We start from the raw sequence: 24279 nt of genomic DNA on the forward strand, positions 1-24279 counted from the left end.
AATATGTGTCTCACGTCATCCGCCGCATCTTCCTGTTTTGAAAAGCATAGACCACCGGTCATTTATCCACCATGTTCCTGATGCAATTGTTCCTGATGCAATTGTTCCACATCCTGTGAGTGACGATTAAAACAGCGTCATTGATATAAACTCCACCGTCACTATTAACAGCATCCTGTCTTAACAAAACCTTAAATGAATAAGAAAAACTCAGCGCATGGAATATCCACGCGTTGACACTCATACACATATTTCCCCCCAATAATCCGGCAGCGCGCGCACGAGAAATCCCCCCATGCTGGGCAATGATTTCCATGGACTTTTTTACGTCAGGCAAGCTATAAAAAATAAGACATTGGGTTTAAAACTGGATAACGCGTTAACACACAGGTACTGCCATGACACCGATTGTTCTGCCCTCGTATGACGATGTTGCTGCCGCCAGCGACCGGATTGCTGGTTATGCCCACCGCACGCCGGTGCTTACTTCCCGTACCGTTAACGATGCGTTCGGCGCGGAGCTTTACTTTAAATGCGAAAACTTTCAGCGCATGGGCGCATTCAAATTCCGCGGCGCGATGAACGCGTTGCTGCAATTCACCGATGAGCAGAAGGCCGCCGGTGTGGTGGCCTTCTCGTCCGGCAACCACGCGCAGGCCATCGCCCTGTCGGCAAGATTGCTCGGGATTCCAGCCACCATCGTTATGCCGCAAGACGCCCCGGCAGCCAAAGTTGCCGCCACCAAAGGATACGGCGCGCAGGTGATTACCTATGACCGTTACACGCAAGATCGTGAAGCCATCGGCCGCGAGCTGGCGCAACAATACGGTATGACACTGATCCCACCCTACGACCATCCACAGGTTATCGCCGGGCAGGGAACCGCAGCGAAAGAGCTATTCGAAGAAGTGGGTGAGCTGGATGCGCTGTTTGTCTGTCTGGGCGGTGGCGGGCTGCTGTCCGGTTCGGCGCTGTCGGCACGACAGTTGTCACCCGGCTGCCGGGTATACGGTGTCGAACCCGAAGCCGGTAACGACGCTCAGCAGTCCTTTCGCTCCGGCCACATCGTGCGTATCGATACGCCCAACACCCTCGCCGATGGCGCGCAGACACAATGTTTGGGGCAGTATACGTTCGCGCTGATCCGTGCCAACGTGGATGACGTTCTGACCGTCAGTGATGATGAACTGGTCGCGGCGATGCGCTTTTTCGCCGAGCGGATGAAAATGGTGGTGGAGCCGACCGGCTGCCTCAGCTTCGCTGCGGCCCGAGCCTGTCAGCATGAACTGCGGGGGAAACGCGTCGGCGTGATCGTCAGCGGCGGTAACGTCGATCTGACCCGCTACGGCCAGCTACTGGCAGGCTAACCCGCCAGATAACGCACGTGCCGACGAACTCATCGGCACGATGCCGCCGCTTAAGATACCAGCACCAGATGACCGTCGCCAACCTGTTGATAACGGCGCGTCGGCGGCTGATAGTCCGCCGGGCGCAGCGGGCTGTGCAGTTCATCGGCCTGCGTCGATCTGGGCACGCGCTTTTCCGGGTCGGGCACCGGTACGGCGGCCAGCAGGCGGCGGGTATACGGGTGCTGCGGATCGTTGAATACCGCCTGACGCGGGCCGATCTCCACGATTTCGCCCTGATACATCACCGCTACCCGATGGCTGATACGCTCGACGACCGCCATATCATGAGAAATAAACAGGTAGGTCAGCCCCAGTTGCTGTTGCAAATCGAGCAACAGGTTGACGATTTGCGCCTTGACGGTCATGTCCAGCGCGGACACCGCCTCGTCGGCGATAATCACCTGCGGATTGAGCGCCAGCGCCCGCGCGATGCATAAGCGCTGCCGCTGCCCACCGGAAAACTGATGTGGATAGCGGTCGGCCATCTCGGCCTGTAATCCCACCTTCTCCAGCAGTTCCGCTACTTTCTGTGGTGCCTGTCGTGCTGACACCAGGCCGTGGCTGACCATCGGTTCGGCGATCGCACTGCCCACGGTCAGCCGTGGGTTGAGGCTGTCATAAGGGTCCTGAAAAATCATCTGCGCCCGCATCCGTAACCCGGCCAGCGCCGACGAGCGGGCCGTCAGCATATTCTCGCCGCACAGCGACACCGCGCCGCCATTCGGCTCCAGCAACCGCAGAATAGCGCGCCCGGTGGTGGACTTGCCGCAGCCAGATTCCCCCACCAACGATAACGTTTCTCCCGCTTGCAGGCTGAAAGAGACGTTCTCTACCGCATGAACCCGGCCGGTTACCCGCCGCAGCCAGCCACTTTTTACATCAAAACGCTTGATCAGATTACTCACCGCCAGCACCGGTTCTCCCGGCATTACCGTGTCTGTCAGCGGCTCGCGCTCTGTGGTGGACTGCCCGAATAACGCAAACCGCCGCGGCAGGCGGCTATCCGCCATTTCCCCCAACCGCGGCACGGCGGAGAATAGCGTCTTGCTGTACGGGTGTTGCGGCGCGCGAAACAGCTGGCGGGTATCTGCCATTTCCACCCCTTCACCGTGGTACATCACCATCGTGCGGTCGGCCACTTCCGCCACCACCCCCATATCGTGGGTGATGAACAGAATCGACATGCCTTGTTCGTCCTGCAACGTTTTGATCAGCCCCAGAATTTGCGCCTGAATGGTGACATCCAGCGCGGTGGTCGGCTCATCGACAATCAGCAAGCGAGGGTTACAGGCCAGCGCGATGGCGATCACCACCCGCTGGCGCATTCCACCGGAAAAGCTGAGCGGGTACTCGTCCAGCCGTGAGCGGGCGGCAGGAATGCGTACTGTTTCCAGCAGACGCACCGCTTCCGCTCGGGCGCTGGCGTGGTCCATTCCCCGGTGACGCCGCAAGACTTCGGTAATCTGGGTGCCAATTTTCAGCACCGGGTTGAGGCTGGTCATCGGCTCCTGAAACACCATGCCGATATGATTGCCACGGATGTGCTGCATCTCGCGGGGCGGCAGCGCCAGCAGGTCGCGGCCATCGAACAGCACCCGTCCGGTGGTGCGCACCTGCGATCCTGCCAGCAGACGCATGATGGACAGCGCGGTGACGCTTTTGCCAGAGCCGGACTCACCCACCAGCACCACGGTTTCCCGCTCACCGATGTCAAACGACAAGTCCTGCACCACCGTCAGCCATTCACCGTTGACCCGAAAAGCAGTATTCAGTTGTTCAACACGTAACACCGACTGATTCACGCCTCACTCCTCTTGTCTGGTATTTAGCGCATCACGCAGGGCGTCGCCGATCAGGTTAATCGCCACAATCAGTAGCAACAGCATCACACCGGGGAACAGGCTTACCCAGTAATCGCCGGACAGCAAATAGTCAAACCCGTTGGCGATCAGCAACCCGAGCGACGGTTCGGTAATCGGCAGACCAATGCCGAGAAACGACAGCGTCGCCTCCAGCATGATGGCGTAAGCGATACGCATGGTGGCGACCACAATCAGCGGCGGCAGGCAGTTGGGCAGCATATGGCGGAACACAATACGCGGCGCGGAAAACGCCATGCCGCGCGCCGCATCCACATAATTACGGCGGCTCTCCAGCAAGGCGGAGGCGCGAATGGTGCGGGCGTAATACGCCCACTGGGTGATCACCAGCGCCAGGATAATTTTGTCCACCCCCTGCCCCAGCACCGCCAGCAGGATCAGGGCGATAAGAATGGGCGGAAAGCTGAGCTGGATATCGACGATACGCATCAGCAGCGCATCGGTTTTACCACCCAGCCAGGCACTCAGCATACCGGCGGCCATACCGATGACCAGCGCCACCAGCGCGCTACTCACACCGACTGTCAGGCTGGTGCGGGTGCCGTAGAGAATGGCGCTCAGCAAGTCGCGGCCCTGATCGTCGGTGCCGAGCCAGTACGTCAGCCCGCCCATGCCGGTTGAGCCCGGCGGCAGGCGGTTATCCATGATCATCAGTTGGGTCAGGTCATACGGATTCTGCGGTGCAATCCAGGGGGCCAGCAGCGCCAGCGCTACAATTAACGCCAGCGTAAACAGCCCCAGACACGACAGTCGATCATGAAACAGCATCGACAGTGTACGCGCCAGCGCCGAACGCGCCGCCGGTACGGCGGATGGGGTATGTAGCGAACGTCCCGACTGGCTCATTGTCCTCCTCCTAACCGGATGCGCGGATCCACCACCGCGTACAGCACATCGACCAGCAGATTGATCAGGCTGAACATCACCACCGTCATCATCAGGTAGGCCAGAATCACCGGACGATCCAGCACCGCGATGGAGTCAATAATCAGCTTGCCCATCCCCGGCCAGGCGTAAATGGTTTCGGTCACCACCGCAAAGGCGATCAGCGCGCCCAGCTCCAGACCAATGACAGTAATCAGCGGGATCAGCGTATTTTTCAGCACATGTACGAACAGGATACGACGTTCCGACAGCCCCTTGGCGCGGGCAAAACGCACGTAGTCCTGTTGCAGGCACTCGCGCACGCCAGCGCGGGTCAGGCGGATAATCAGCGAAATCTTGAACAACGCCAGATTGAGCGCCGGTAGCAGCAAGTGCTGCCAGCCGTCCGACGTCAGCAGACTCAGCGGCACACCCGCCACCGTCACGGTGTCGCCCCGTCCCGACGACGGCAGCCACCCCAGCTTCACGCTGAACAGCATGATCATCATCATACCGATCCAGAACGTTGGCAGGCTAAAGCCCAGAATCGAAACCGTCATTACCGATTTCGCCGCCAGGCTGTCCGGCCGTAAACCGGCGAACACCCCCAGAGGAATACCGATCAGCAACGACAGCAGAAATGCCACCAGCGCCAGTTCCAGCGTGGCGGGCATTCGTTGCAGAATCAGGTGTAGCGCCGGTTGGTTGAAAATGAAGGAGTTCCCCAGATCGCCCTGCAGCGCATGGGAAACAAACAGCAGGTACTGTTGCCACAGGGTTTTATCCAACCCGAACGCGCGGATCACCGCCTCACGCTCGGCGGGGGTGGCGTTGCTCCCCAGCAGCAAGTCCACCGGGTTGCCGACCAGATACACACCAGCGAACACCAGCACGGACATAACCGCCAGCGTTATCAAGGTTTGCAACAAGCGACTGAGTAAAAAGCGGGCCATAACGTGTCCTTGTTGGTTAGCGCAGGGTTAAGAAGCTACCCCGCCAGAACTATTTTACTTGCCATGTTGAACCTCGCCGTGCCCGAACGCCTGACGAACCGAATCCCTCACGAACGACATGCACGGGCCGTGCTATTCGAGCGACCGTAGCGGCTGAGCACCCGCACCAGCAACGCCAGAAAACCGGGTTCATCCACCGATTGCATTACCTGTGCGTTGGCCGCCTGCGACAACTTGCCATAAAAATCCGCCCAGGTATGCCCGGCGGTTTCACCGGCAACGGTCACCCCAACCCGCGCCTCCCGTCCAACAAACAGCGACGGTTGTAATAGCCAGGCGACGGTGGTGGCGTCATGTACCGGACCGCCTTCGCGGCCGAAACGCGCCATGTCGCTGCGGTCAAATGCGCCCAGCAGGCGAGCGATGGCCTCGCCAGGCCGCCCGGCGTCACGCTGCAAAACGTCGATTTCCTGTTGGGTAATCAGCGCCTGAAACGTCATGTCCAACGGCATGATCACCAGCGGAATCCCGCTGCTGAAGACCCGATGGGCGGCGTGCGGGTCAGCGTAGATATTGAATTCAGCCCACGGCGTGCGGTGGCCCAGCGCGGTAAAGGCGCAACTCATGGACACCACCTGACGGATGCCGCGCGCGACGTCCGGGTGTTGAATCAGCGCCAGCGCCAGATTGGTCATCGGCCCGATGGCGCAAAAGGTAATCGGATTCTGCTCTTGCGCCGCCCGACGTGCGGTACGAACGATAAAGTCCACCGCGTGCTCCTGCGCGACCTGGCATTCTCCCCCTGGCACCAGCTCATCACTGAACGCACCGATATGAGCATACTTGCCGTAGCGTTGTGGACCAATTAACGGCTTTTTTGCACCGGCGAACACCGGCACGTCATCACGACCGGACAGCGCCACAATCCGCCGGGCGTTCGCCAGCGTATTTTCCAGTGCCACGTTACCGGCCACCACCGTAACGCCCAAAACGTCCAGTTCCGGCGAAGCCAGCGCCAGCCACAACGCAATGGCGTCGTCTACGCCGGGATCGGTGTCAATAATGATTCGCTGACGTGTCATCACGCAGTTCCATACGCTGAGAATAGCTGACAGAACAACTGAAACACCTCGTCGACCGCCACACCGGTGACCACATCGACATTCGCCGACAGGCCGGATTTACCGTAGATATCCATTACGCTCTGTCCCATACACAGTTCGCTTTGATGTTCCACCAGCACTCGTGCCCGTTCGGTCTGGAACAGGTCGGGGCGCAATACCCAGGCGATCACCAGCGGGTCATGCAGCGGACCGCCGCGGGAGCCATAACGTTTAACGTCATTGCGATCCCAAAACGCCATCAATTGACTCAACGGACCGCGCAATCGCCCGGCGTGCGCTACCAGTTCATCGACGCGTTCCGGCGTCAGAATCACCTGATGGGTGGCGTCCAGCGGCAACAGCGTCATCGGCAGATCTTGCGAAAAGACGATATGCGCAGCGTGCGGGTCAGCCAGCATGTTAAATTCCGACGTCATGGTGCGGTTGCCCAGTTCCCGGCAGGCACCGCCCATGGAGACAATGCGCTCGATGCCATCCACGATATCGGGCGCGATACAAAAGGCGCTCGCCAGGTTGGTAAGCGGCCCCAGCGAGCACAACGTAATACGTTCGCCGCTCTGCGCCGCCACCCGGCAACGGGCGATCAGAAAGTTAACCGCGTGTTGCATTTCCGCCGCTTTACGCGGTGCGGGAAAATCGCTGTCGCCCAACCCATTCTTGCCATGAAACTGCCCGTGAATCGGCTCGCGCAGCATCGGTTGCCAGCAACCGGCAAACACCGGAATATCGGTACGCTCGCCCAGTTCGACTATTTGCAGCGCATTGCGCAACGTGTTGGATAACGGTTGATTACCATTCACCACAGTAATGCCCTGAATCGCCAGTTGCGGAGCGACAAACGCGCTCAGTAACGCCAGCGCGTCGTCAATGCCGGGATCACAATCGATGATGATGGGAATCGACTTCACAGTGCGCCCACCCGTTTCAGTACGCTGGCGGTGTCTTCGCGCACATGATACTTCATCAAACAATAGGGAAATACGCCGAAGAATTCGCTCATGGAGTGGCCCTGAAAGTGACAGGCGGAGTGTCCCGCCGCGAAATGCAGCGGGACACGGCCTGATGGGAGAACCCTGGTGTTAACGTAAAAATCGCACTATACCCGTCATACTTCGAGTTGCAGGACAACCTGAATTATTGGGGTATACATCATTTTCATTCATCACCAGCGCCGGGTGAAAAACTCACCGTTTACTGTTTGTGAACGAAATAGGGCAATGTGTAGCCGTCTGTGCGGCCCACGTAGCTATAGCCTTTTTTCATTGCCCAGGTATTGGAGAGAAACAGCAGCGGGATAACCCCTTGCTCTTTCATCGCCAATTCGGTTGCCTGCTGTAGCAGAGCATCGCGTTGCTGTTCATCCAGCGTGGCACGTGCCTGATTCAGCAGCTTGTCAAATTCGGCATTGGAATACCGTCCCCGGTTTCCCTGGCCTGCATTCGGGCCAAAGGTTTCCAGCAGCGGCCCCAGCACGCCGGATGCCTCGCCGGTTTCAATCGCCGCACCGCCCATCACCAGGCTAAATTCACGCTTTGCCGCCTTGGCGAAGTAGACGTTGCCGGGCATGGTGACCACCTCGGTCTTGATGCCCGCCTGGCTGAACATCTGCCCCAGCGCCTGCGCGATTTTGGCGTCGTTGGGATAGCGATCGTTCGAGGCGTGGAACGTCAGGGTAAAGCCGTTCGGGTAGCCCGCCGCCGCCAGTTTTTGTTTCGCCTGCGCCAGGTCATAAACCGGTGCTGGTATTTTGGCGGAATATCCCGGATACCCTGGCGGCACCAGCTGCGACGAAGGCAGCCCCTGACCGTCGAGGATACGCTGCACCAGCGCGTCACGATTGATCGCCAGCGACATCGCCTGACGCACCTCCGCTTTTCTCAGCGGATTCTTGCCATCGTCACCTTTGGCGAACGGCGACTCATCTCGGTCCTGATCCGGGTGCAGATACAAAATACGGTTGCCCGGCACCGACTCCGTGGCGAAAGCCTGCTGACGTGCGATAGACGCGCGGTCTGCGGTCGGCACGCTTTCGATCATGTCCACATCGCCGGACAGCAACGCAGCAATACGCGCGCTGTTGTTCTTGATGACGCGCAACGTCACCTTGTCCCACTCGGCTTTGCCGCCCCAGTAGTGGTCGTTACGGCTCAGCACCACCTTGTCATCCGGGGTATAGGAGACAAATTTGAACGGGCCGGTGCCAATCACGTCTTTACCACCGTTCAGTACGTCGGTCGGCTGGTCAGCCAGCCGCGCCGGTAATATCGCGATACGGCTCAGGTTATTGAGCAGCAACGCCGCCGGTCCTTTGGTTTTGATTTCCACCGTCAGCGGGTCGATTTCACGAATCTCGCTGATGTCCGCCACGTAGGGCGTGTAAGCGCTGGGGCTATTTTTCGCCGCCAACGCGATGCGTTTCACACTGGCGACCACATCCCGGGCGCTAAAATCGGTGCCATCGTGAAACTTAACGTTCGGTCGCAAGGCAAATTGCCAGGTGGTGTCGTTAATCGCTTTCCATGACACCGCCAATGCTGGGGTAATCTGTTGTTTTTCGTTTTGGTTAACCAGCCCGTCGAACAGATTGCGGGCCATAGCGCTGTTAGCGCCACCGACATAGAACTGCGGATCCATCGAGGTGGTGGATGACGCCAGTCCAATCGTCAAATCTGCTGCCTGCGCGATGGGCATCAGCGTCATCAGGCCAGCAACAAACAACGTTCCTTTCATGGTTACTCCTTTAAATTCGGATCCATCCCGCATTCGGGTTCATCACGCTTTGTGCAAATCTATGACAAACTGTAACCTTCGGGATGGAGTCTACGTGTTGGTTAAAATAATTAAAAATCGTATTTTGTACCGAATTCATAAATAAACATTATGGTTGGTAACATCTATGAGCCGTATCAACTTAAGACAGGTTGAAGCATTCCATAAGGTGATTCTGACCGGCGGTATCACACAGGCCGCCAACATCATGAATATCACCCAACCGGCGGTCAGCCGACTGATCAAGGATTTTGAGTACGCGGTTAAACTAAAACTGTTTGATAGGGATGGCCGGGGGCTCGAACCTCGTGAAGAGGCGCTTAAGCTTTTTCGGGAGATCGAACGGCTATATCTGGGGCTGGATCACATTCTGCGGGTGGCGGACGACATCCGTCACGCTAAAGGCAGCGTGCTGCGCATCGGCGCGGTATCGGCGCTCGCTAACCTCTGCACCGAGCGCATTTTCCCCTCGCTGTTGAAAAAATACCCGGATGTAGCACTGTCGATGGATGTGGAAAGTACGCTGGCGATCACCGAGATGGTGCTGAGCAACCAGTACGACATCGGTTTTATCAACAGTACACCGGCGATCAAGGGATTGCAGGCCGACCTGCTGGGTGTTGCCCAGGCGGTCGCGGTCGTCGCCCCCACGCATCCGCTGGCGGGCCGCGCCAGTATCACCCTTGACGACCTGAACCACTACCGCGCCATTCTGCCAGGGCGCAAAACGGTATTACGGGAACAGCTGGCGCAGGCGATTACCGCACACGATGTGGCACTGCAAAGCCCGATCGAAACCTCGCTGCGCCATTGCTGCGTCATGGCAGGCACCGGATTAGGGGTGGGAATTGTCGATGCCATTACCGCCCGCACCAGCGAATCCAGGTTGTTGATCAAACCCTTTGCACCGAAGCTTGACGTTGCCTATCTGGCGATTTTCCCACCTCAGCACGCACGCAGCCTGCTGGTGGAAGAAGTCGTCCAGCTTATCCGCACGTTGATTGGCGAGAGCGCGTCGGCCGGGTGAGCGGCATCAGCTGGCTGTCATCATGTCGCCATCTGCACGCGGCACTATGCTACCGTGGCACTATGCTACCGTGCCGCACGATGAACGGTACGCATACGCGCAGTCATACCCACGGAGCCAGACGCCAGACACATAATGCCGTGACGAATCACCTTGCAACAAATAATGCGGCGACAATGGCGTTGTCATCACTAACCATTGCGGCAATAGCCCTCTCTGGAATCCTGCCATGATACGTAAGAAATACCTGCCTGGTTTGATCGTTACGCTGCTACTGGTCGCCCTATTGCTCTATTTCTGGCAGCCTTTCGCCCGCCGCGGTGATGGCAACGCCTTGTGGACATTCGTCAGCCAGCAGTGCGTACCCAACCAGCAGAAAAATAACTCGCCCGCCCCTTGTCTGGACGTCAATCTGGCGGGTCATTACACGCTGTTCAAAGACCGGCGCGGACCGTATCACGACCTGCTGATCCCAACCGATCGCATCAGCGGTATTGAAAGCCCGATGTTGTTGCAACCCAACACGCCTGCCTATTTTGCCGCTGCCTGGAACTACCGCGACCGGCTATCGAGCCAGATGGGCAAACCGATCAAGGACGACGTGTTCGGGTTGGCGATCAATTCGCTTTACGGCCGCACGCAAGGTCAGTTGCATATCCATATTTCCTGCCTGAAACCCGAGGTCTATCAAACGCTGCGCGCCCAAAGCGCTAACATCGGCTACGACTGGGCTTCCCTCGGCCAGCCGCTGCTGGGCCACGACTATCTGGCAACCAAGCTGAACGGCAGCGATCTGACACAAATCGACCCATTCAAGCGACTTAACCAGTATGTACAAACGCACGGTGACCAGATGGAGAATTACGGTCTGGCGTTGACCGCCAACGCGCAAGGCGAACTGATTCTGCTGGCGGTGCGGCGTGATGTTATCGGCCTGTTCAACCGCGGCTCAGCGGAAGAAATTCTGGACGTGAGCTGCGCGCTGGCGCAATAACGGGGTACTGCCGCGCATTCGATACGCCCCTCGGCCCTATTGATGGGGCAGCACGACACCGGCCGGGAAACACCCCGTTGATACCCAATCACGCCATTATTATTGATTGGTGATTATTTTATTTATAACTAAAAATGATTTCAAATAAGTAATCACCAATATAAATTGAGATGGATTAATAACGAGAGTAACATTCTCCGGCTTTTCTATTTGCTCTCTTTTTATTATTAATCAGGATGATTTATGGCACTCTTCGTTCGTTCCATCAGCCAACTGGCGCTGATATTTCTCCTTTCCTTTTCTCTTCACAGCATGGCCGCAGACAACACCGCCCCGCAAGTTCACAGCGCTCTGGATAACGCGATTGAAGCCATGCAGCGTGCCGGTGTTGAAGGCCCCAAAGAAATAAACCTCGGTAATCAGGCGGTACTGAAACTCCCTCAAGGATTTGTCTATATTCCGGTACGAGAAGCCCGCGCATTTATGCGTGAGCTGGGAAATTATGTGGACAGTAATTTTTATGGTCTGGTGTTAAATCATGACATTGATGGTTTTATTTCCATCGAGTACACCGCATCCGGTTATATCAAGGATGACGATGCCAAAGAATGGAATGCCGATGAATTGCTGGATAACCTGAAAGAAGGCACCCGTGAAGCTAACAAAGAACGGGTAAAAAAAGGCATTACGCCGATCGAAATTCTCGGCTGGATTGAAAAACCCAACTACGAGCAGGCCACTCACCGGCTGGTCTGGTCCGCCGCGTTGCGCGATGAAGGCAGTAACATTGAAGAAAACGATCAGGGCGTCAACTACAACACTTATCTGCTCGGCCGCGAAGGCTACCTGTCGCTGAATCTGGTCACCAATCGCGGAACCGTCAACGACGAGAAACCCAAAGCCCGGCAGTTGCTCAACGCCGTGACCTTCAACAACGGCAAGCGTTACACCGACTTTAACGCCAGCACCGACCACGTTGCAGAATATGGTCTGGCGGCGTTAATCGGCGGGATTGCGGCCAAGAAGCTGGGCTTGTTGGCGATGATGGGCCTGGCGTTCGTGAAATTCTGGAAAATTATTCTGGTGAGTATTTTCGCCGTCGGTGCCATCGTCAAGAAGCTATTTTCCGGTAAGAGAAAAGCGCCGACAACGCAAGGCAATACCGAGAATGAAGCGGTGCCGGAAACCACCGTGGAAACGCTCCCTGAAACCACAGCGGCACCAGAAGTCACCGCAACAGAAAAGGAACAACCGAAAGTTTGATATCAATAGCGACGGTGCCAGCGTCATCGCTGAGCGTATTAACATCGCCTGAAAATACTGGCACCCTCGCCCCGCAAACATCCGTATTGTGCCCGGACGGTGACAGAAATGAGTCCCGGCTGGGCATCATACCTGTTCTCTGCATCGGCAAAAAACAGACGATGACCAGCCGGGAAATAAGAGCGTCAGCCCGACGATACGTCTTCGGTTATTACTGACTCCCTTCAGTAACTGACATAATGTTTAATTACAGCAATAATCCATTATTCCGTTTTAGCAGGCGTTTCCGGTGCGGTTTTTTCTTTTTCATCCGCATGATGTTTCTTTTTCTCCGCTGTTATTTTCTTACCGGTTACTTTTTCTTTTTCCGCTTTATTGGGCGTGGCCGTTTCTTTTTCTGCCGTTACCGTGCTTTTATGTGCGACCTTTTTATCATTGTGCATTTTCACCGCTTGCGGCTCATGCTTTTTCACCTGTGTTTCGGTGCTGGCTGCCGTCGATTGTTCAGCCGTCAGCGTTTTGCTGCTCGCCTCCTGACTCGCTGTGGCGTCGGTGGCGGCCGTTGTTTTCACTTCCGCACTGGCTACCGCGCCGGTTACCGGTTTGGCGCTCACGTCAGTCGATGCTGCATGAGCGTAAGAAGTAGCCAGAATAACGCCTAAAAGCAGGGGTTTCATATTCATTATGAATTTCCTTTAACAAGTCATTTGCGATTAACCAGAAATAAAACGTTATTCTCTGGTTAATAACTGAAGCGTTCAGGTAACCGCCTCGGGAGTGATTAAAGCAAAGCTGGAAATAAAAAGAATATGGAATACTCCTAGAAATCGCCCCACTCATCCGACCTGATGATTTTATATTCTCCTCATGACTAATAGCCCTAATGGGATAGGTTCTAAATAAAAGTCAGGGCTGGCTGCCATGACAGGAGTAACCACACCCGGTTTGCCGTAATTGGTAACAAATTTGTAAGCAGCTTTACCCGACAGTCGTGTATTAGCCCGGAAGAACACAGTAGGATGGCAGCGAAGGGTGTGACAAAACAGCCGCAGAGCCAGTCTGAACAGGCAGTTCCGCAATCCAATATCTCTTGAGGTAATCCTATGCAATCTGAAGAACAACGTCTTATTGATGGTCTGTTTAGCCGACTGAAAACAGCCGAGACTAACACGGGTCCTCGGGACCTCAAGGCTGAGCAGCAAATCAACGACTACATCCGCCAGCAACCCGCTGCACCTTACTACATGGCGCAGGCGATGATTATTCAGGAAGCGGCGTTGAAACAGTTGGATCAACGGGTGAAAGAGATGGAAGCCGAAATTAACCGGCTGAAGCAGGAAGCGGCAACCCGTCCACAGCAGAGTAGCGGCGGTTTTCTGGCCGGGCTGTTCGGCGGCGGTAGCCGCAGCAGCGCACCGCAGCCGTCGCAACCAGCAGGCTATGGTCAACCGGCCGGATACGGCCAGCCGATGGGGTATACACCACCGGCACCAGGTTACAACCAGCCCGCTCCAGGTTATGCGCAACCGGCCCCTTCCCGTGCGGGCGGTTTTCTGAGCGGTGCGTTGCAGACCGCGGCTGGTGTGGCAGGCGGTGTGGTGCTGGCCGACATGCTGACCGGCATGTTCCACCGCTCACAGCCGGAAGAAATCGTCAACATTATCAACGAAACCCCGATGCTCAACGACAATCCGCTGGGTAACGTTAGCGACAACTTTCGAGATTTCAACGCCAATAATCTGGATACCTTCAACGGTGCCGATGCCAATAATGGCTTTTGGAACAGCAACGTCAGCGATAACTCGTCAAACAACGACTACGACGATTACGCCGCTGACGACACCTACGACGACGACGATTCTTACGTTTAATGCCATTATGCCCTCCCGCGCCAGCGGGAGGGATAACCAGGAAAACGATCGCCCGTGTGCCGCGCTCCCCGCCCGTTTCGCTACTGTCATGCCGTTGTTTCCAGATAAGATGACCCAACCACACCGACAACGCTACTCACAAAGGGAAACACTACCTCATATTCGTTTGCTTGCTCGTAATCAATTGTCAGAAATAGAATAGAAGAGAAACAACATTAACCAGGATTTTTCATACCTTTTATATCTATCCCCAAAATAATTCGAGTTGCAGGACAAACGTTGTGCGTTTTGAACAACGCATCTGCAACTTGAAGGATGACGGGGATATAACGATGTTTCATACCGGCGCTATGCATGACCCGCCGCTGCCAACGCGCAGCTAAGGCTGCCAGCGACATAGTGCCAGGGGAAGGCGATAACGGAAGGTTGATTGACGGTATGCATCTGAATTTAGCTTTGTTTAAAAACAACAGTACCGGGTTAAACAGCCTGAATGTCTTCATGGTGACATTGATAGGCTGCAACATCGGTGCGCACGCCCGGCTTTCCGAGATTGACCTGTCTGTATTCTGGCCTGTGAATATCATCATTGCTGCGCTGTTTTACCGCTGCCGCTATCTGAACACGCCCTGGTATTACGCCGTTTCCTACGCGGCGATGATCCTGCAAGATTCACTGTTTTACGGCTGGGGACTGAGCGCATTTACCATCAATGCCGCCAATATTGCCTTTATCGTCGTCCTCACCCAGTTGCTCAACTGGCCCGGTTTCCTGGCCCGACGCGAAACCGACATGATCAGCTCGCTGTATGTTTTCGTCTCCTGCATGATAGCGGCGTTGGCCTGCGGTATTGTCGGCGCGCTGGCGCAGCAACCCTGGCCCCGTTTTCCGGCGGCGCTATTCCGCAGCAACTTTCTTAACTGGTTCAGCGACCAGTTCTACACCGCCGTGCTGTTCCTGCCACTGTTGTTGACCCTGCGCAGTCAAATCCCGCTGCGGATTCCGACGCTGAGGCTGCCAGACGCCTTGCCGCTGTTGTTGTTGCTGGTGTCGATCAGTGTAGCGCCGTTACTCGGCCCGGTTGCCATTCTGGCGTTTCCGTTACCGGCACTGACCTGGTGCGCCATCGTCTATCCGTTGTGGCTGGTTCGATTGATTACCTTGTGTATCGGGTCTGTCGAGCTGATTCTGACCGCGGAGCATGTTTTCGCGCTGTATGGCTCGCAAGATCCATTGTTTATGCATCAGGTCACCATCGCTCGCATCGGTATTGCTGCCACCATTTTCAGCCCGCTGATGATGGCGACCAACGCCCGTACCATTCGCCTGTTGAACGCCCGACTGCTGCAACAGGCCAGCCATGATTTTCTCACCGAAACCCTGTCACGCTACGGTTTTACCGAGGCGCTGACGGCACAGGGCCAGAGCATCAAATCATTGCAAGACTCGGTGAATATCATGCTGATCGACATCGACCATTTCAAAAACATCAACGACAGCTTTGGTCACGACTGCGGTGATGAAATCCTGCGTCAGGTGGCAACGGTGATAAAACAGACCATCCCCACGCCGGGGCTGGTCAGCCGTATCGGCGGAGAAGAGTTCGCCGTGGTCTGCTTCAATCACAGTCCGTCTTCGTTTTATCGGCTGGCCGATGGGTTGCGGCATACCATCCAGCAGACCCCGTTTATGTTCAACCAGCAGCAGGTGCCGGTCACCGTCAGTATCGGTATTGCCCATGCGTCGACGCCGGGCAACTATCTGGTGGATACGGTGCATCAGTTATTTCCGCTGGCGGACAAAAACCTCTATACCGCCAAACGCGAGGGGCGCAACCGCACTATTCAGTAGCCAAGGTCTGTCAGTAGCCAAGGTCTGTCAGCAGCCAAGGTCTGTCGTGAGTCATTCACCCGGTAGCGATGGTGCCGCCGGGTGAGTCTCATGATGTTGGGTCAGGGGTGTGCTGTTCATCAGGGCAACGGAAAATCGGCGTGCGTCTGGCGGTGCGATGCTCCTGAAACCCGACTTCCGGGTGTGCGCGCAGATCACGGCGCAACGCCACCAGCTCGTTATCCATCATGTTCAATACCCCCGATGACGGTCGATCACACCGACCATCGGCTCGCCCCGCTCAAAACGGGCGATGTTATCCATCAACGCCTCCACCGCACTGTCCGCCTGGGTCTGGCTGGCGATATGCGGCGTCAGCCACAGCGCCGGGTGCGACCAGAATGGATGGGTCGGCGGTAACGGCTCCGGATCGGTGACATCCACCACTGCGCCCCGCAGGTGACCGCTATTCAGCGCCACCAGCAGATCGTCATGGTTTAATTGCGCACCGCGCCCGGCCTGCACTAACGCCGCGCCTACCGGCAACTGGTCAAAGAGCGACGCGTTGAGTAAACCGTGGGTAGCGGGTGTCAGCGGCAACAGGCACACCAAAATGTCAGTGTCGGCCAGAAACGCCGCCCGCTGCGAGTCACCGGCGAAACACGCCACGCCCGGCAGGGATTTCGGCGTGCGGCTCCAGCCACGACACGAAAAACCGAGCGACTGCAACTGCGTCACCACCGCCTGCCCAAGCTCGCCCAGCCCCATCACACCGACGCGGCGTTGCGACGCCGACACCAGCGGATGCCCCAGCCAGCGCTGCTCGCGCTGCTGTTGCAGATACAGCGGCATGTCGCGGTGTAACCCCAGCACGGCAAAGGTGACGTACTCCACCATGCCGCTGATGATGCCCTGCTCCACCATTCGCGCGACCGGCAGTGACGGCGGCAGTGCCGCGTAGTCGAATTGGTCCGCACCGGCACCCACGGAGAACAGCACCTTGAGATTGGGCAAGCTGGCGATCAGCTCTGCTGGCGCTTCCCACGCCACCAGATAGTCTACCGCAGCCGGGTCCGGCACCTCGGGCCACTGCCAGAAACGTGCCTGCGGATAACGGCGGGCGATAATGTCTGCCCACTGCCGCCCACGCTCCGCCATCGACTTATACAGAATGTTCACTACGCCATCGCCTGCGTCATCAGCGCCCAGGCCCGCATTCCGTCCGCCTCCGGCTGCCACGGTGCGCCCCGGATCATGGTGACGGGCGCGTCCACCTGCTGTAGCCCGCAGTCGGCCAGCCAGCTTCCCAGCCCAAGCGCGGCATCGCTGTCGATACGGACAAATTCACCGTTGACCTCGGCCATCAGCGCGCTAATCAGCAAGCGGGCGTTATCCGCGCTGTCGGCAATCACCGGGCCGATGGCGTAACCGCGGCCAAAACGGCGCAGCGCGGCAAAACCCGCAGTACGACCATGCTGTTCCAGCACGCGAACGTGCATCGCCTGACGCAACAACCAGGCGACCAGCGCCGGACGCGCCAGCCCATGCGCCTGTTGATCCAATGCGGTCAGGTAGGGTGCATCCGCCAGCGTGGCAGCGCGCAACCGCTGCCCTTCCTGTAATGCAGGCGCGGTGAACAACGGTAACAGCGAGCACTGGTACTGATGGATTTCGCCCACCGGTGTAAATCCCAGTTGGGCATACAGCCCCTGCCCGGCTGCCGTGGCGTGCAGCCGCACCTGATAACCCTCCAGACCGGCTAACAGCCCTTTCATTAACATCCGGCCGATACCGCGCCCCTGCTGCTGCCCGTCCACCACCACCAGACCGATGGTGGCCCAGCGGTCACCCCAGCGCCAGCACAGCGCGGTGCCGACGGGTTTGCCCTGGTCTTCCGCCACCAGCCCTTCGCCCAGATGCAGCGCGTCCTGCCAGTCTTCCAGCCGGTGCGGCCAGTTCATCTGCTGAGTCAGCGACCAGCCGTAGTCGGCATCCGCCGCCGTCATGGCGCGTAACGTTATCGTCATATCCTGTCCTCACATCATGCCCGGTGCTTTCAGCCCGGAGCCGTCCACCAGTCGGGCATAGCGGAATGGGGTCGGGTCCACCACCGGTGTTTCACCGGTCACCAGATCTGCCGCCAGCCGCCCGGCCCCCGGTCCAATGCCGAAGCCGTGCGCGCTATACCCGGCGGACAACACCAGCCCTGGCAGGCTTTCCACCGGCGAAATCACCGGAATGGCGTCCGGCGTACTGTCGATCATACCGCCCCACGCCTGTACCGCGCGGATAGCGGCCAGCGCCGGGTACTCGCGCCGCATCGCTGCCAGCCCTTCACTCACCATTGCCATGTCCGGTGCCGGGTCGAGAATGCGGGTTTTCTCGAACGGCGAGATGCCGTCGAATGACCAGCTCGCCCGAGCTTCCGGCCCGCACAGGAACGGTTTGATACCTGGCTGGAACGACAGATTTTTACGCCGGGCGCGGAAGGTGGGATAAAATTGACGGGCGTAGCGCAGGCTCTGGAAACCCGGTTCCAGCCTACCGCGCCCGGATACCGACACCGTATAGCTGCCGTCCAGTTGCGGGCGACAGGCAAACGCGGCGGTGTAAAACGGCAGGCTTATCGCCTGTTCGACAGGCGCGGTGCGAAACGCGGTGCCAATCACGTTGCCCAGCGGCAGCTCAATGCCATGACGACGGCAAAACAATGAACTCCAGACGCCGCCTGCGCAAATCACCGTGGAGGTTTTCACCCGCCCGCGCTCGGTCCACACGCCGCTGACCCGCCCGCCGCTGATGTCCAGCCCGCGCACCGCGCACTGTTGGATCACGCTGGCCCCAAGGCGCTGGGCCGCAATCGCCAGCCCGGCACAGGCCAGCGCCGGTTCAGCATGACCATCGGTGGGTGACGACACCCCGCCCAGCCACACGGTGGTGCTGCCCGGCGTCATCGCTTTGGCCTGCTCGGCATTCAGGATGTCGCTGCGCACGCCATAGCCTTTCGCCATCTTGCCCCACTGGTCCCAGGCGTCGATCTCCGTCTGATCCTGCGTGGTGTACAGCAGGCCGGAGCGGCGGAATCCCAGCTCTTCACCGGTTTCCTGTTGCAGTTCCTCCCAGCGGCGCAACGCATAGATAATCAACGGCAATTCGCGCTCGTCGCGGTTCTGCTGCCGACACCATCCCCAGTTGCGGCTGGATTGCTCGCCGCCAACCAGCCCTTTTTCCAGCAGCAACACGCTGACGCCTTTTTTCGCCAGTTCATACGCTGCCGCCGCGCCGGCAATTCCGGCGCCAATCACCACCACGTCCGCCTGATCCGGCAACTGGCTGCTGTCCTGAACATATCTGATGGGTGCAGGCATGTTGTTCCTCGTCATCCCCTAAAAAATAAACAATGCGTTTCTGACGCCAGTATTACGCTCCAACAAACCAATTTCTTTACGGCGTTATTGCCCGTCAGACAATGGCTTATCGTAATCGGCACGGGTCATCGTCGTCACCTCCCGTCTGCCTTTCATTACAACTATTTTATCCTGGCAATCTCATTGCACCGTGTTTCCCTATTCCTCTTCACTGGGGACGGTATCGAACAAGGTCAATCACATCTGCCGACACAGCCGATGCGCATTCAGCCGGATGTAACGAAACAAACCACGGTGTTACCGGCGTAAACCGCATTTTGTGCCGTCAGCGTTGGACGAGCAGCGCTGGCTGCTGATGTTGGATTTCTCGGGAAAATATCCTGCAACAGATGGTTATCAGCCAGTCATCATCTCTCGACCCATTCTGATGGCTGAATCAACCACATCGACAACAATGGGCGGGAACCCTACGATCATGAGGTGGATTATCATGCTGACCCAAAGACGCAAATCCCTGCTGGGCTACATTCCTGATATCCCGGATATCCGCGACCACTTTTATGCGCCGGACCCGAGCGTATTGAAAGTCTTACCGACGAAAGTGGACCTGACCCCGACATTTGAGGTGTACGATCAAGGCCCCATCGGCTCCTGCACGGCTAATGCGCTGGCGGGTGCGGTACAATTCAGCCGGTTGAAAATCGGCGAAAGGCCAGACTTTGTCCCTTCCCGGCTATTTATCTACTACAACGAGCGCATCATTGACGGAGACGTGAAACACGACACCGGTGCCATGCTGCGCGATGGCATCAAAACCCTGCACAAACTCGGCGTCTGCCCGGAAGACGAGTGGCCCTACGTCGCGACGCCACCGCAGGAAGACGGCGGCGCGTTCCCACCCGGTGCGCCAGCCGCCACCAAACCACCGGCACGTTGCTATCAGGACGCACAGAAATACACCATCACCAACTATCAGCGGCTGCATCAGGACCTGGCGCACCTGCAAAACTGTCTGGCCTGTGGTTTCCCCTTCGTGTTTGGCTTTACTGTGTACTCCAGCTGGATTGATTTGAAAAATCTGCCGGTGGTGGTGCCTCTGCCCTCTGGCAAGGACAAACCGGAAGGCGGCCATGCGGTGCTATGTGTGGGGTATGACAACACCACCCAGCTATTTAAATTCCGTAATTCGTGGGGTAAAGATGTCGGGGAGAATGGCTATTTCTATATGCCATACGCCTACCTGCTAGACCGCCGACTGTCGCAAGATATCTGGGCAATTAATACGGTTAAGAATTAGGTTTCTGGATGAGCCGGTATCCGGCAATTCCTTCATGCCATTGCCAAATATCATGATAAACGCATGGACAAGGCCAACCGAAACGACGTCAAACGGCAGACCTTGTCCTGTCAGATATCAGGATAGCGTTGTGCGGTACGCGGGCTGGGTATTGGTGCGCGAACCAGACAAGGTAAACGCGGAGATAATCGTCACCGTCAGGGCGATAGCACCCAGAATCAGGTAGGTGTGCTGAAAACCGATGCGGTCATACAAATTCCCCGCCATCGCCGACAGGAAAATCGCCGCCGACTGTTTGGCGAACTGGAAGCCAATCAAATAGATAGTGGCGGACAGCCGGGTATCGAAGATAGTGGTGATGTACTTGAACGCGCCGACCAACAGGAACGGCACCTCCAGCGCATGTAGCATTTTCAACGCCACGACTTCCAGCGCGGTGGTGGCAAATGCCGAACCGCCAATGCGCACCGTCATGATCGCCCCCGCTACCAGTAACGTGTTCTTGGCACCGATGCGATTGATTACCCACGGCGAACAGAACATGATGACGGCATTAGCCAGTTCGCCAAGCGTGGTGGCAAAGCCAAAGACCTGATTGCCCTGCTGCGGCGTGGCGAAGAACGATTTGAAGAAGTTGGCAAACTGCTGGTCGAACACGTCATACACGCAGGCCACCCCCACCACGTACAGCACAAACATCCACAGTTTGCGATCGCCAAACACCCCCGCCGCCATTTTCAACGTCACTTGCGGTTGATTAGCCCCCAGCGCATCCATCACCTGCGCCGTTGGATGCGGCTCGGGACGGGCTATCAGCAGCAACGCCAACAGCAGCACCGCCGCACCGGAACCCATCCAGAACACCAGCGCTGGGTTGACGTTAAACAACATGCCTGCTGTCGAGGCGCACAACCCCCAGCCCAGGCAGCCGAACATGCGTGCCTTGCCGTACTCGAAACCACTCTGGCGGCTGACGCGCTCAATGTAGGCTTCCACCGCGCCGGAACCGGCGGAAAACACCAGCCCGATATAAACGCCGCCCGCCATCGCCCCCAGCAGGCTGTTGACCCTGAGCAGCGGCGCAAACACATACAGAAAGAACGGCGCGAACAAAAACAGCAAGATGGCGATCACCCACAGCAGGTGTTTTTTCAGCCCCAGCCGGTCCGACAATACGCCCATCAGCGGCTGAAACAGAATGGCGAACAGCGAAATGGCGGAAAACACTACCCCGGTCTGGGTTTTATTCAGGCCGATCACCTCCGCCAGCCAGACCGGCAGAAATGGAAAGCAGGTCGCCATAATGAAGAAGTACAGAAAGAAGAACAGGCCGAAAATCCAGAAATTGCGGTTATTTTTGTGGGTACGTAGGGCCGGCTGGCTGATGTCCATATTATTATCCTCAGAGGGTCCAGACTGGGGAGAGGTCGCCCTCTCCCGCCGTATTACAGACGTTCTAACTCCAGTAACAGCGCCGTTTCCGGGTTGAGGATCGGCAGGCGCAGCCCGGCTTGCATCAGCCATTCGCCGCTGTATTCCGTCGCCGTCGCCATCCATGTCGGCAACTGGCGCATGGTACTACCGCCTTCAATCACCGGTTTCAGGTCAGGATGATCCACCACGGTCAATCGGTAACGCGCCTGCGAGTCCAGGCCAGGGAAGCGCAGCACCCCGGCCAGCGCGTAATCCGGCATCGCCAGTTGCGCCACCAAAAACAACGCCTGACGCCGATCGCCGCTGACCACCCCTTGCACCTGAGTCGTCGCATCCGGCATGTCAACCCGCCACAGGCAGCCGGTGTGCAGCAACGCGCGGTAACGCCGGTGCAACGCCACGTAATGGCGAAAACCGGCTTGCTCTTGCGCGTCGGCACGCACCGGATCCAGCTCGATGCCCATATGGCCGAACAACGCCGTCAAGCCGCGAAAGGCAATACTGTGCTGACGCCCGGTGGCGTGACAGCGATGATGACCGATGTGCGCCCCCATAACCTCGGGCGGAAAGAAGTAACTCATGCAGCGCTGAATCGTCTGCCGCTCCAGCGCATCGTTATTGTCAGACGCCCAAAAGCGGTGGCAACGCCGCAGCACCTCATAATCGATACGCCCGCCGCCGGACGCGCAGGACTCAAACTCCACCTGCGGGAAGCGCTCGCCCAGCACATCGAGCAGACGGTAAAACGCCTGCGTCTGACGGTCGGCCGCCGCCCGTCCCTGATGCGCCGGTTGCACCAGCTCGCGGTTCATATCCCATTTCACGTAATCGATAGGGTGCTCGCCCAACAGCCAATTCAGGCGCGCCAGCAGGTAATCGAAGACCTCGGGGTTAGACAGGTCGAGCACGTACTGGTAACGACCGCTCGGCTGAGCGTAGCCGGGCAGCGCCAACAGCCAGTCCGGGTGGGCGCGGTAGAGGCAGGAATCCGGGTTGACCATCTCCGGCTCCACCCAGATACCAAACTCCATGCCCAGTTCCCGCACATGGTTTATCACCGGCATCAACCCCTGCGGGTACTTGCGTTGGTCCACGTACCAGTCGCCGAGCGCGGCGCGGTCATGGTCGCGGCCGCGAAACCAGCCATCGTCGATAATGAAGCGCTCAACGCCCAGCGCCGCCGCCTGACTCGCCATCTGCATGATGTAGGCCGGGTCATGCTCGAAGTAGATCCCTTCCCAGGTGTTGAGGTGCACCGGGCGCGGCTTACCCTGCGGAAAACGGATAATCTCCTGACGCAAAAACCGGTGAAACTGCTGGCTCATGCCGTTCAGCCCCTGCCCGGAATAGGCGGCGTACAGCCACGGCGTGGTCAGAGACTCCCCCTGCGCCAGCGCGATTTCGCCGGGCAGATAGAGCGCTTCCGCCTGTAACAGCCGTCGGCCGTCAGTTTTCACCTCCGCACGCAGCCGGTGGTTACCGCTCCAGCCAAGGTGTACGCCCCACACCCGGCCATGCTGCTCGGCAAACCCCGGCTCGCCGCCGATCATCGCCGGAAAATATTCGTGTGACGTGCGCCCACGGCGGTTTTCCTGCACCAGACTGCCGTGCGACAACAAGGTGCGATGCGGCTGAAATTCCCGCACCCAACGGCCGTGAAACGCCATCACCTCCGCCGCCGACTCCGGCAGTGGCAGCGTCACCGCCAGACGCTGTACCTGCCAGTCGCCCGGATGCAGGTTGGTCAGGCGGTGACGCAATTGCAGCACCCCGCTGTCGGCGTGCAGCCGTAACTCGGTGGTCAGGCGCAGGCCAGCCTGCGGGTCTTCCGCCACGATAACCAGTTGCTGCGGGTCAGGCTGCCGGACCTCAACGGTGGTCAGCACCGCAAAGGCATCAAGGCCGTTACGGTGGCCTTCGATCCCCGGCGAGCCGAACAGCCCGCGTCCGGTTTCCGCCGCCAGCGTCACCGGCACATCCACGTCCAGCCGTCCGTTCGCCACCGGCCGCGACAGGCTGCCCACATCCTGCGGCGAAAACGTCGCCAGATGCGGCCCCCAGTAAAGTATTTCTGCCGCCGGTCGGCAGCGGACAATCACATCCGTCGCCGGGCTGGCGAGACGAATCAGCGTCGTTTCCATCCTCATCCTCCTGAACCGTTGATGAGGCTAGTTGTATTCCGAAACGTTTCGGATA

21 protein-coding genes are annotated in these 24279 nt (G+C 57.9%); 7 read left to right on the forward strand and 14 right to left on the reverse strand.

Annotation, left to right across the window (positions count from 1 at the left end; genetic code table 11):
* Window positions 1-398 precede the first annotated feature (398 nt).
* Complete coding sequence (locus OB87_RS18940) at window positions 399-1367, forward strand: threo-3-hydroxy-L-aspartate ammonia-lyase (RefSeq protein WP_033570922.1); 969 nt, start codon at window positions 399-401, stop codon at window positions 1365-1367.
* A 50-nt stretch (window positions 1368-1417) separates the two neighbouring features.
* Here OB87_RS18940 and OB87_RS18945 read toward each other — a convergent pair whose 3' ends face one another.
* From OB87_RS18945 to OB87_RS18970, 6 genes are all read right to left on the reverse strand, one after another.
* Window positions 1418-3211 (reverse strand): ABC transporter ATP-binding protein, encoded by a 1794-nt coding sequence (locus tag OB87_RS18945; protein WP_033570923.1) that lies wholly within the window; start codon window positions 3209-3211, stop codon window positions 1418-1420.
* Between the two features lie 3 nt (window positions 3212-3214).
* A complete protein-coding gene (locus tag OB87_RS18950; RefSeq protein ID WP_033570924.1) occupies window positions 3215-4135 on the reverse strand; it encodes an ABC transporter permease in 921 nt (306 codons plus the stop codon).
* The gene (locus tag OB87_RS18955) at window positions 4132-5106 is read right to left on the reverse strand and encodes an ABC transporter permease (protein ID WP_033570925.1); all 975 of its coding nucleotides are present in this window, start codon (window positions 5104-5106) and stop codon (window positions 4132-4134) included. Before OB87_RS18955 ends, OB87_RS18950 begins: the two co-directional genes overlap by 4 nt.
* A 107-nt stretch (window positions 5107-5213) precedes the next feature.
* The gene (locus tag OB87_RS18960) at window positions 5214-6188 is read right to left on the reverse strand and encodes a nucleoside hydrolase (protein ID WP_033570926.1); all 975 of its coding nucleotides are present in this window, start codon (window positions 6186-6188) and stop codon (window positions 5214-5216) included.
* Window positions 6188-7138 carry a nucleoside hydrolase gene (locus OB87_RS18965; protein ID WP_033570927.1) on the reverse strand — a complete coding sequence of 317 codons (951 nt, stop codon included), beginning with the start codon at window positions 7136-7138 and terminating at the stop codon, window positions 6188-6190. The genes OB87_RS18960 and OB87_RS18965 overlap by 1 nt, the downstream gene beginning before the upstream one ends.
* A 283-nt stretch (window positions 7139-7421) precedes the next feature.
* Window positions 7422-8960 (reverse strand): ABC transporter substrate-binding protein, encoded by a 1539-nt coding sequence (locus OB87_RS18970; RefSeq protein WP_033570928.1) that lies wholly within the window; start codon window positions 8958-8960, stop codon window positions 7422-7424.
* 166 nt (window positions 8961-9126) lie between these two features.
* Here OB87_RS18970 and OB87_RS18975 point away from each other — a divergent pair, with 166 nt between their 5' ends.
* The 3 genes from OB87_RS18975 (at window position 9127) to OB87_RS18985 (ending at window position 12283) form a co-directional block, all read left to right on the forward strand.
* Complete coding sequence (locus OB87_RS18975) at window positions 9127-10026, forward strand: LysR substrate-binding domain-containing protein (protein ID WP_033570929.1); 900 nt, start codon at window positions 9127-9129, stop codon at window positions 10024-10026.
* 229 nt (window positions 10027-10255) lie between these two features.
* Window positions 10256-11020 carry a CDP-diacylglycerol diphosphatase gene (locus OB87_RS18980; protein WP_033570930.1) on the forward strand — a complete coding sequence of 255 codons (765 nt, stop codon included), beginning with the start codon at window positions 10256-10258 and terminating at the stop codon, window positions 11018-11020.
* 312 nt (window positions 11021-11332) lie between these two features.
* Entirely contained in the window at window positions 11333-12283 is a 951-nt protein-coding gene (locus OB87_RS18985; protein ID WP_235425302.1) for a DUF2167 domain-containing protein, read from the forward strand.
* 263 nt (window positions 12284-12546) lie between these two features.
* Here the strand turns inward: OB87_RS18985 and OB87_RS18990 are convergent, their stop codons facing one another.
* On the reverse strand, window positions 12547-12966 hold the full coding sequence (locus OB87_RS18990) for a hypothetical protein (protein WP_033570931.1): 420 nt from the start codon (window positions 12964-12966) through the stop codon (window positions 12547-12549).
* A gap of 420 nt (window positions 12967-13386) precedes the next feature.
* Here OB87_RS18990 and OB87_RS18995 point away from each other — a divergent pair, with 420 nt between their 5' ends.
* The gene (locus OB87_RS18995; RefSeq protein ID WP_033570932.1) at window positions 13387-14154 is read left to right on the forward strand and encodes a DUF2076 domain-containing protein; all 768 of its coding nucleotides are present in this window, start codon (window positions 13387-13389) and stop codon (window positions 14152-14154) included.
* A 215-nt stretch (window positions 14155-14369) separates the two neighbouring features.
* On the opposite strand, the gene OB87_RS20915 is transcribed toward OB87_RS18995, so the two are convergent.
* Window positions 14370-14657: a hypothetical protein gene (locus OB87_RS20915; protein ID WP_167334397.1), complete on the reverse strand. Its 288-nt coding sequence runs from the start codon at window positions 14655-14657 to the stop codon at window positions 14370-14372.
* Between OB87_RS20915 and OB87_RS19000 the strand changes: the two genes are divergently transcribed.
* Complete coding sequence (locus OB87_RS19000; protein WP_235425301.1) at window positions 14656-16005, forward strand: GGDEF domain-containing protein; 1350 nt, start codon at window positions 14656-14658, stop codon at window positions 16003-16005. The genes OB87_RS20915 and OB87_RS19000 overlap by 2 nt on opposite strands.
* 88 nt (window positions 16006-16093) lie before the next feature.
* On the opposite strand, the gene OB87_RS20945 is transcribed toward OB87_RS19000, so the two are convergent.
* Genes OB87_RS20945 through OB87_RS19015 form a run of 4 tightly spaced genes read right to left on the reverse strand, consistent with a single transcriptional unit; the run spans window position 16094 to window position 19352 of the window.
* Window positions 16094-16234, reverse strand: a complete 141-nt coding sequence (locus OB87_RS20945) for a hypothetical protein (RefSeq protein ID WP_200884326.1) — start codon at window positions 16232-16234, stop codon at window positions 16094-16096.
* Between the two features lie 2 nt (window positions 16235-16236).
* Window positions 16237-17163, reverse strand: coding sequence for a 2-hydroxyacid dehydrogenase (locus OB87_RS19005; protein WP_033570934.1), 927 nt, complete (start codon window positions 17161-17163; stop codon window positions 16237-16239).
* A complete protein-coding gene (locus tag OB87_RS19010) occupies window positions 17163-18011 on the reverse strand; it encodes a GNAT family N-acetyltransferase (protein ID WP_033570935.1) in 849 nt (282 codons plus the stop codon). The genes OB87_RS19005 and OB87_RS19010 overlap by 1 nt, the downstream gene beginning before the upstream one ends.
* 9 nt (window positions 18012-18020) lie before the next feature.
* On the reverse strand, window positions 18021-19352 hold the full coding sequence (locus OB87_RS19015) for an NAD(P)/FAD-dependent oxidoreductase (protein ID WP_033570936.1): 1332 nt from the start codon (window positions 19350-19352) through the stop codon (window positions 18021-18023).
* Window positions 19353-19842: 490 nt separating this feature from the next.
* Here OB87_RS19015 and OB87_RS19020 point away from each other — a divergent pair, with 490 nt between their 5' ends.
* Entirely contained in the window at window positions 19843-20649 is an 807-nt protein-coding gene (locus OB87_RS19020; protein WP_033570937.1) for a C1 family peptidase, read from the forward strand.
* A 117-nt stretch (window positions 20650-20766) separates the two neighbouring features.
* Here OB87_RS19020 and OB87_RS19025 read toward each other — a convergent pair whose 3' ends face one another.
* A complete protein-coding gene (locus OB87_RS19025) occupies window positions 20767-22041 on the reverse strand; it encodes an MFS transporter (protein WP_033570938.1) in 1275 nt (424 codons plus the stop codon).
* A gap of 53 nt (window positions 22042-22094) precedes the next feature.
* Window positions 22095-24224 carry an alpha-galactosidase gene (locus OB87_RS19030; protein ID WP_033570939.1) on the reverse strand — a complete coding sequence of 710 codons (2130 nt, stop codon included), beginning with the start codon at window positions 24222-24224 and terminating at the stop codon, window positions 22095-22097.
* Window positions 24225-24279: the final 55 nt, after the last annotated feature.

Origin of the sequence: Dickeya undicola, from assembly GCF_000784735.1 — a bacterium.
GTDB classification, from domain to species: domain Bacteria; phylum Pseudomonadota; class Gammaproteobacteria; order Enterobacterales; family Enterobacteriaceae; genus Dickeya; species Dickeya undicola.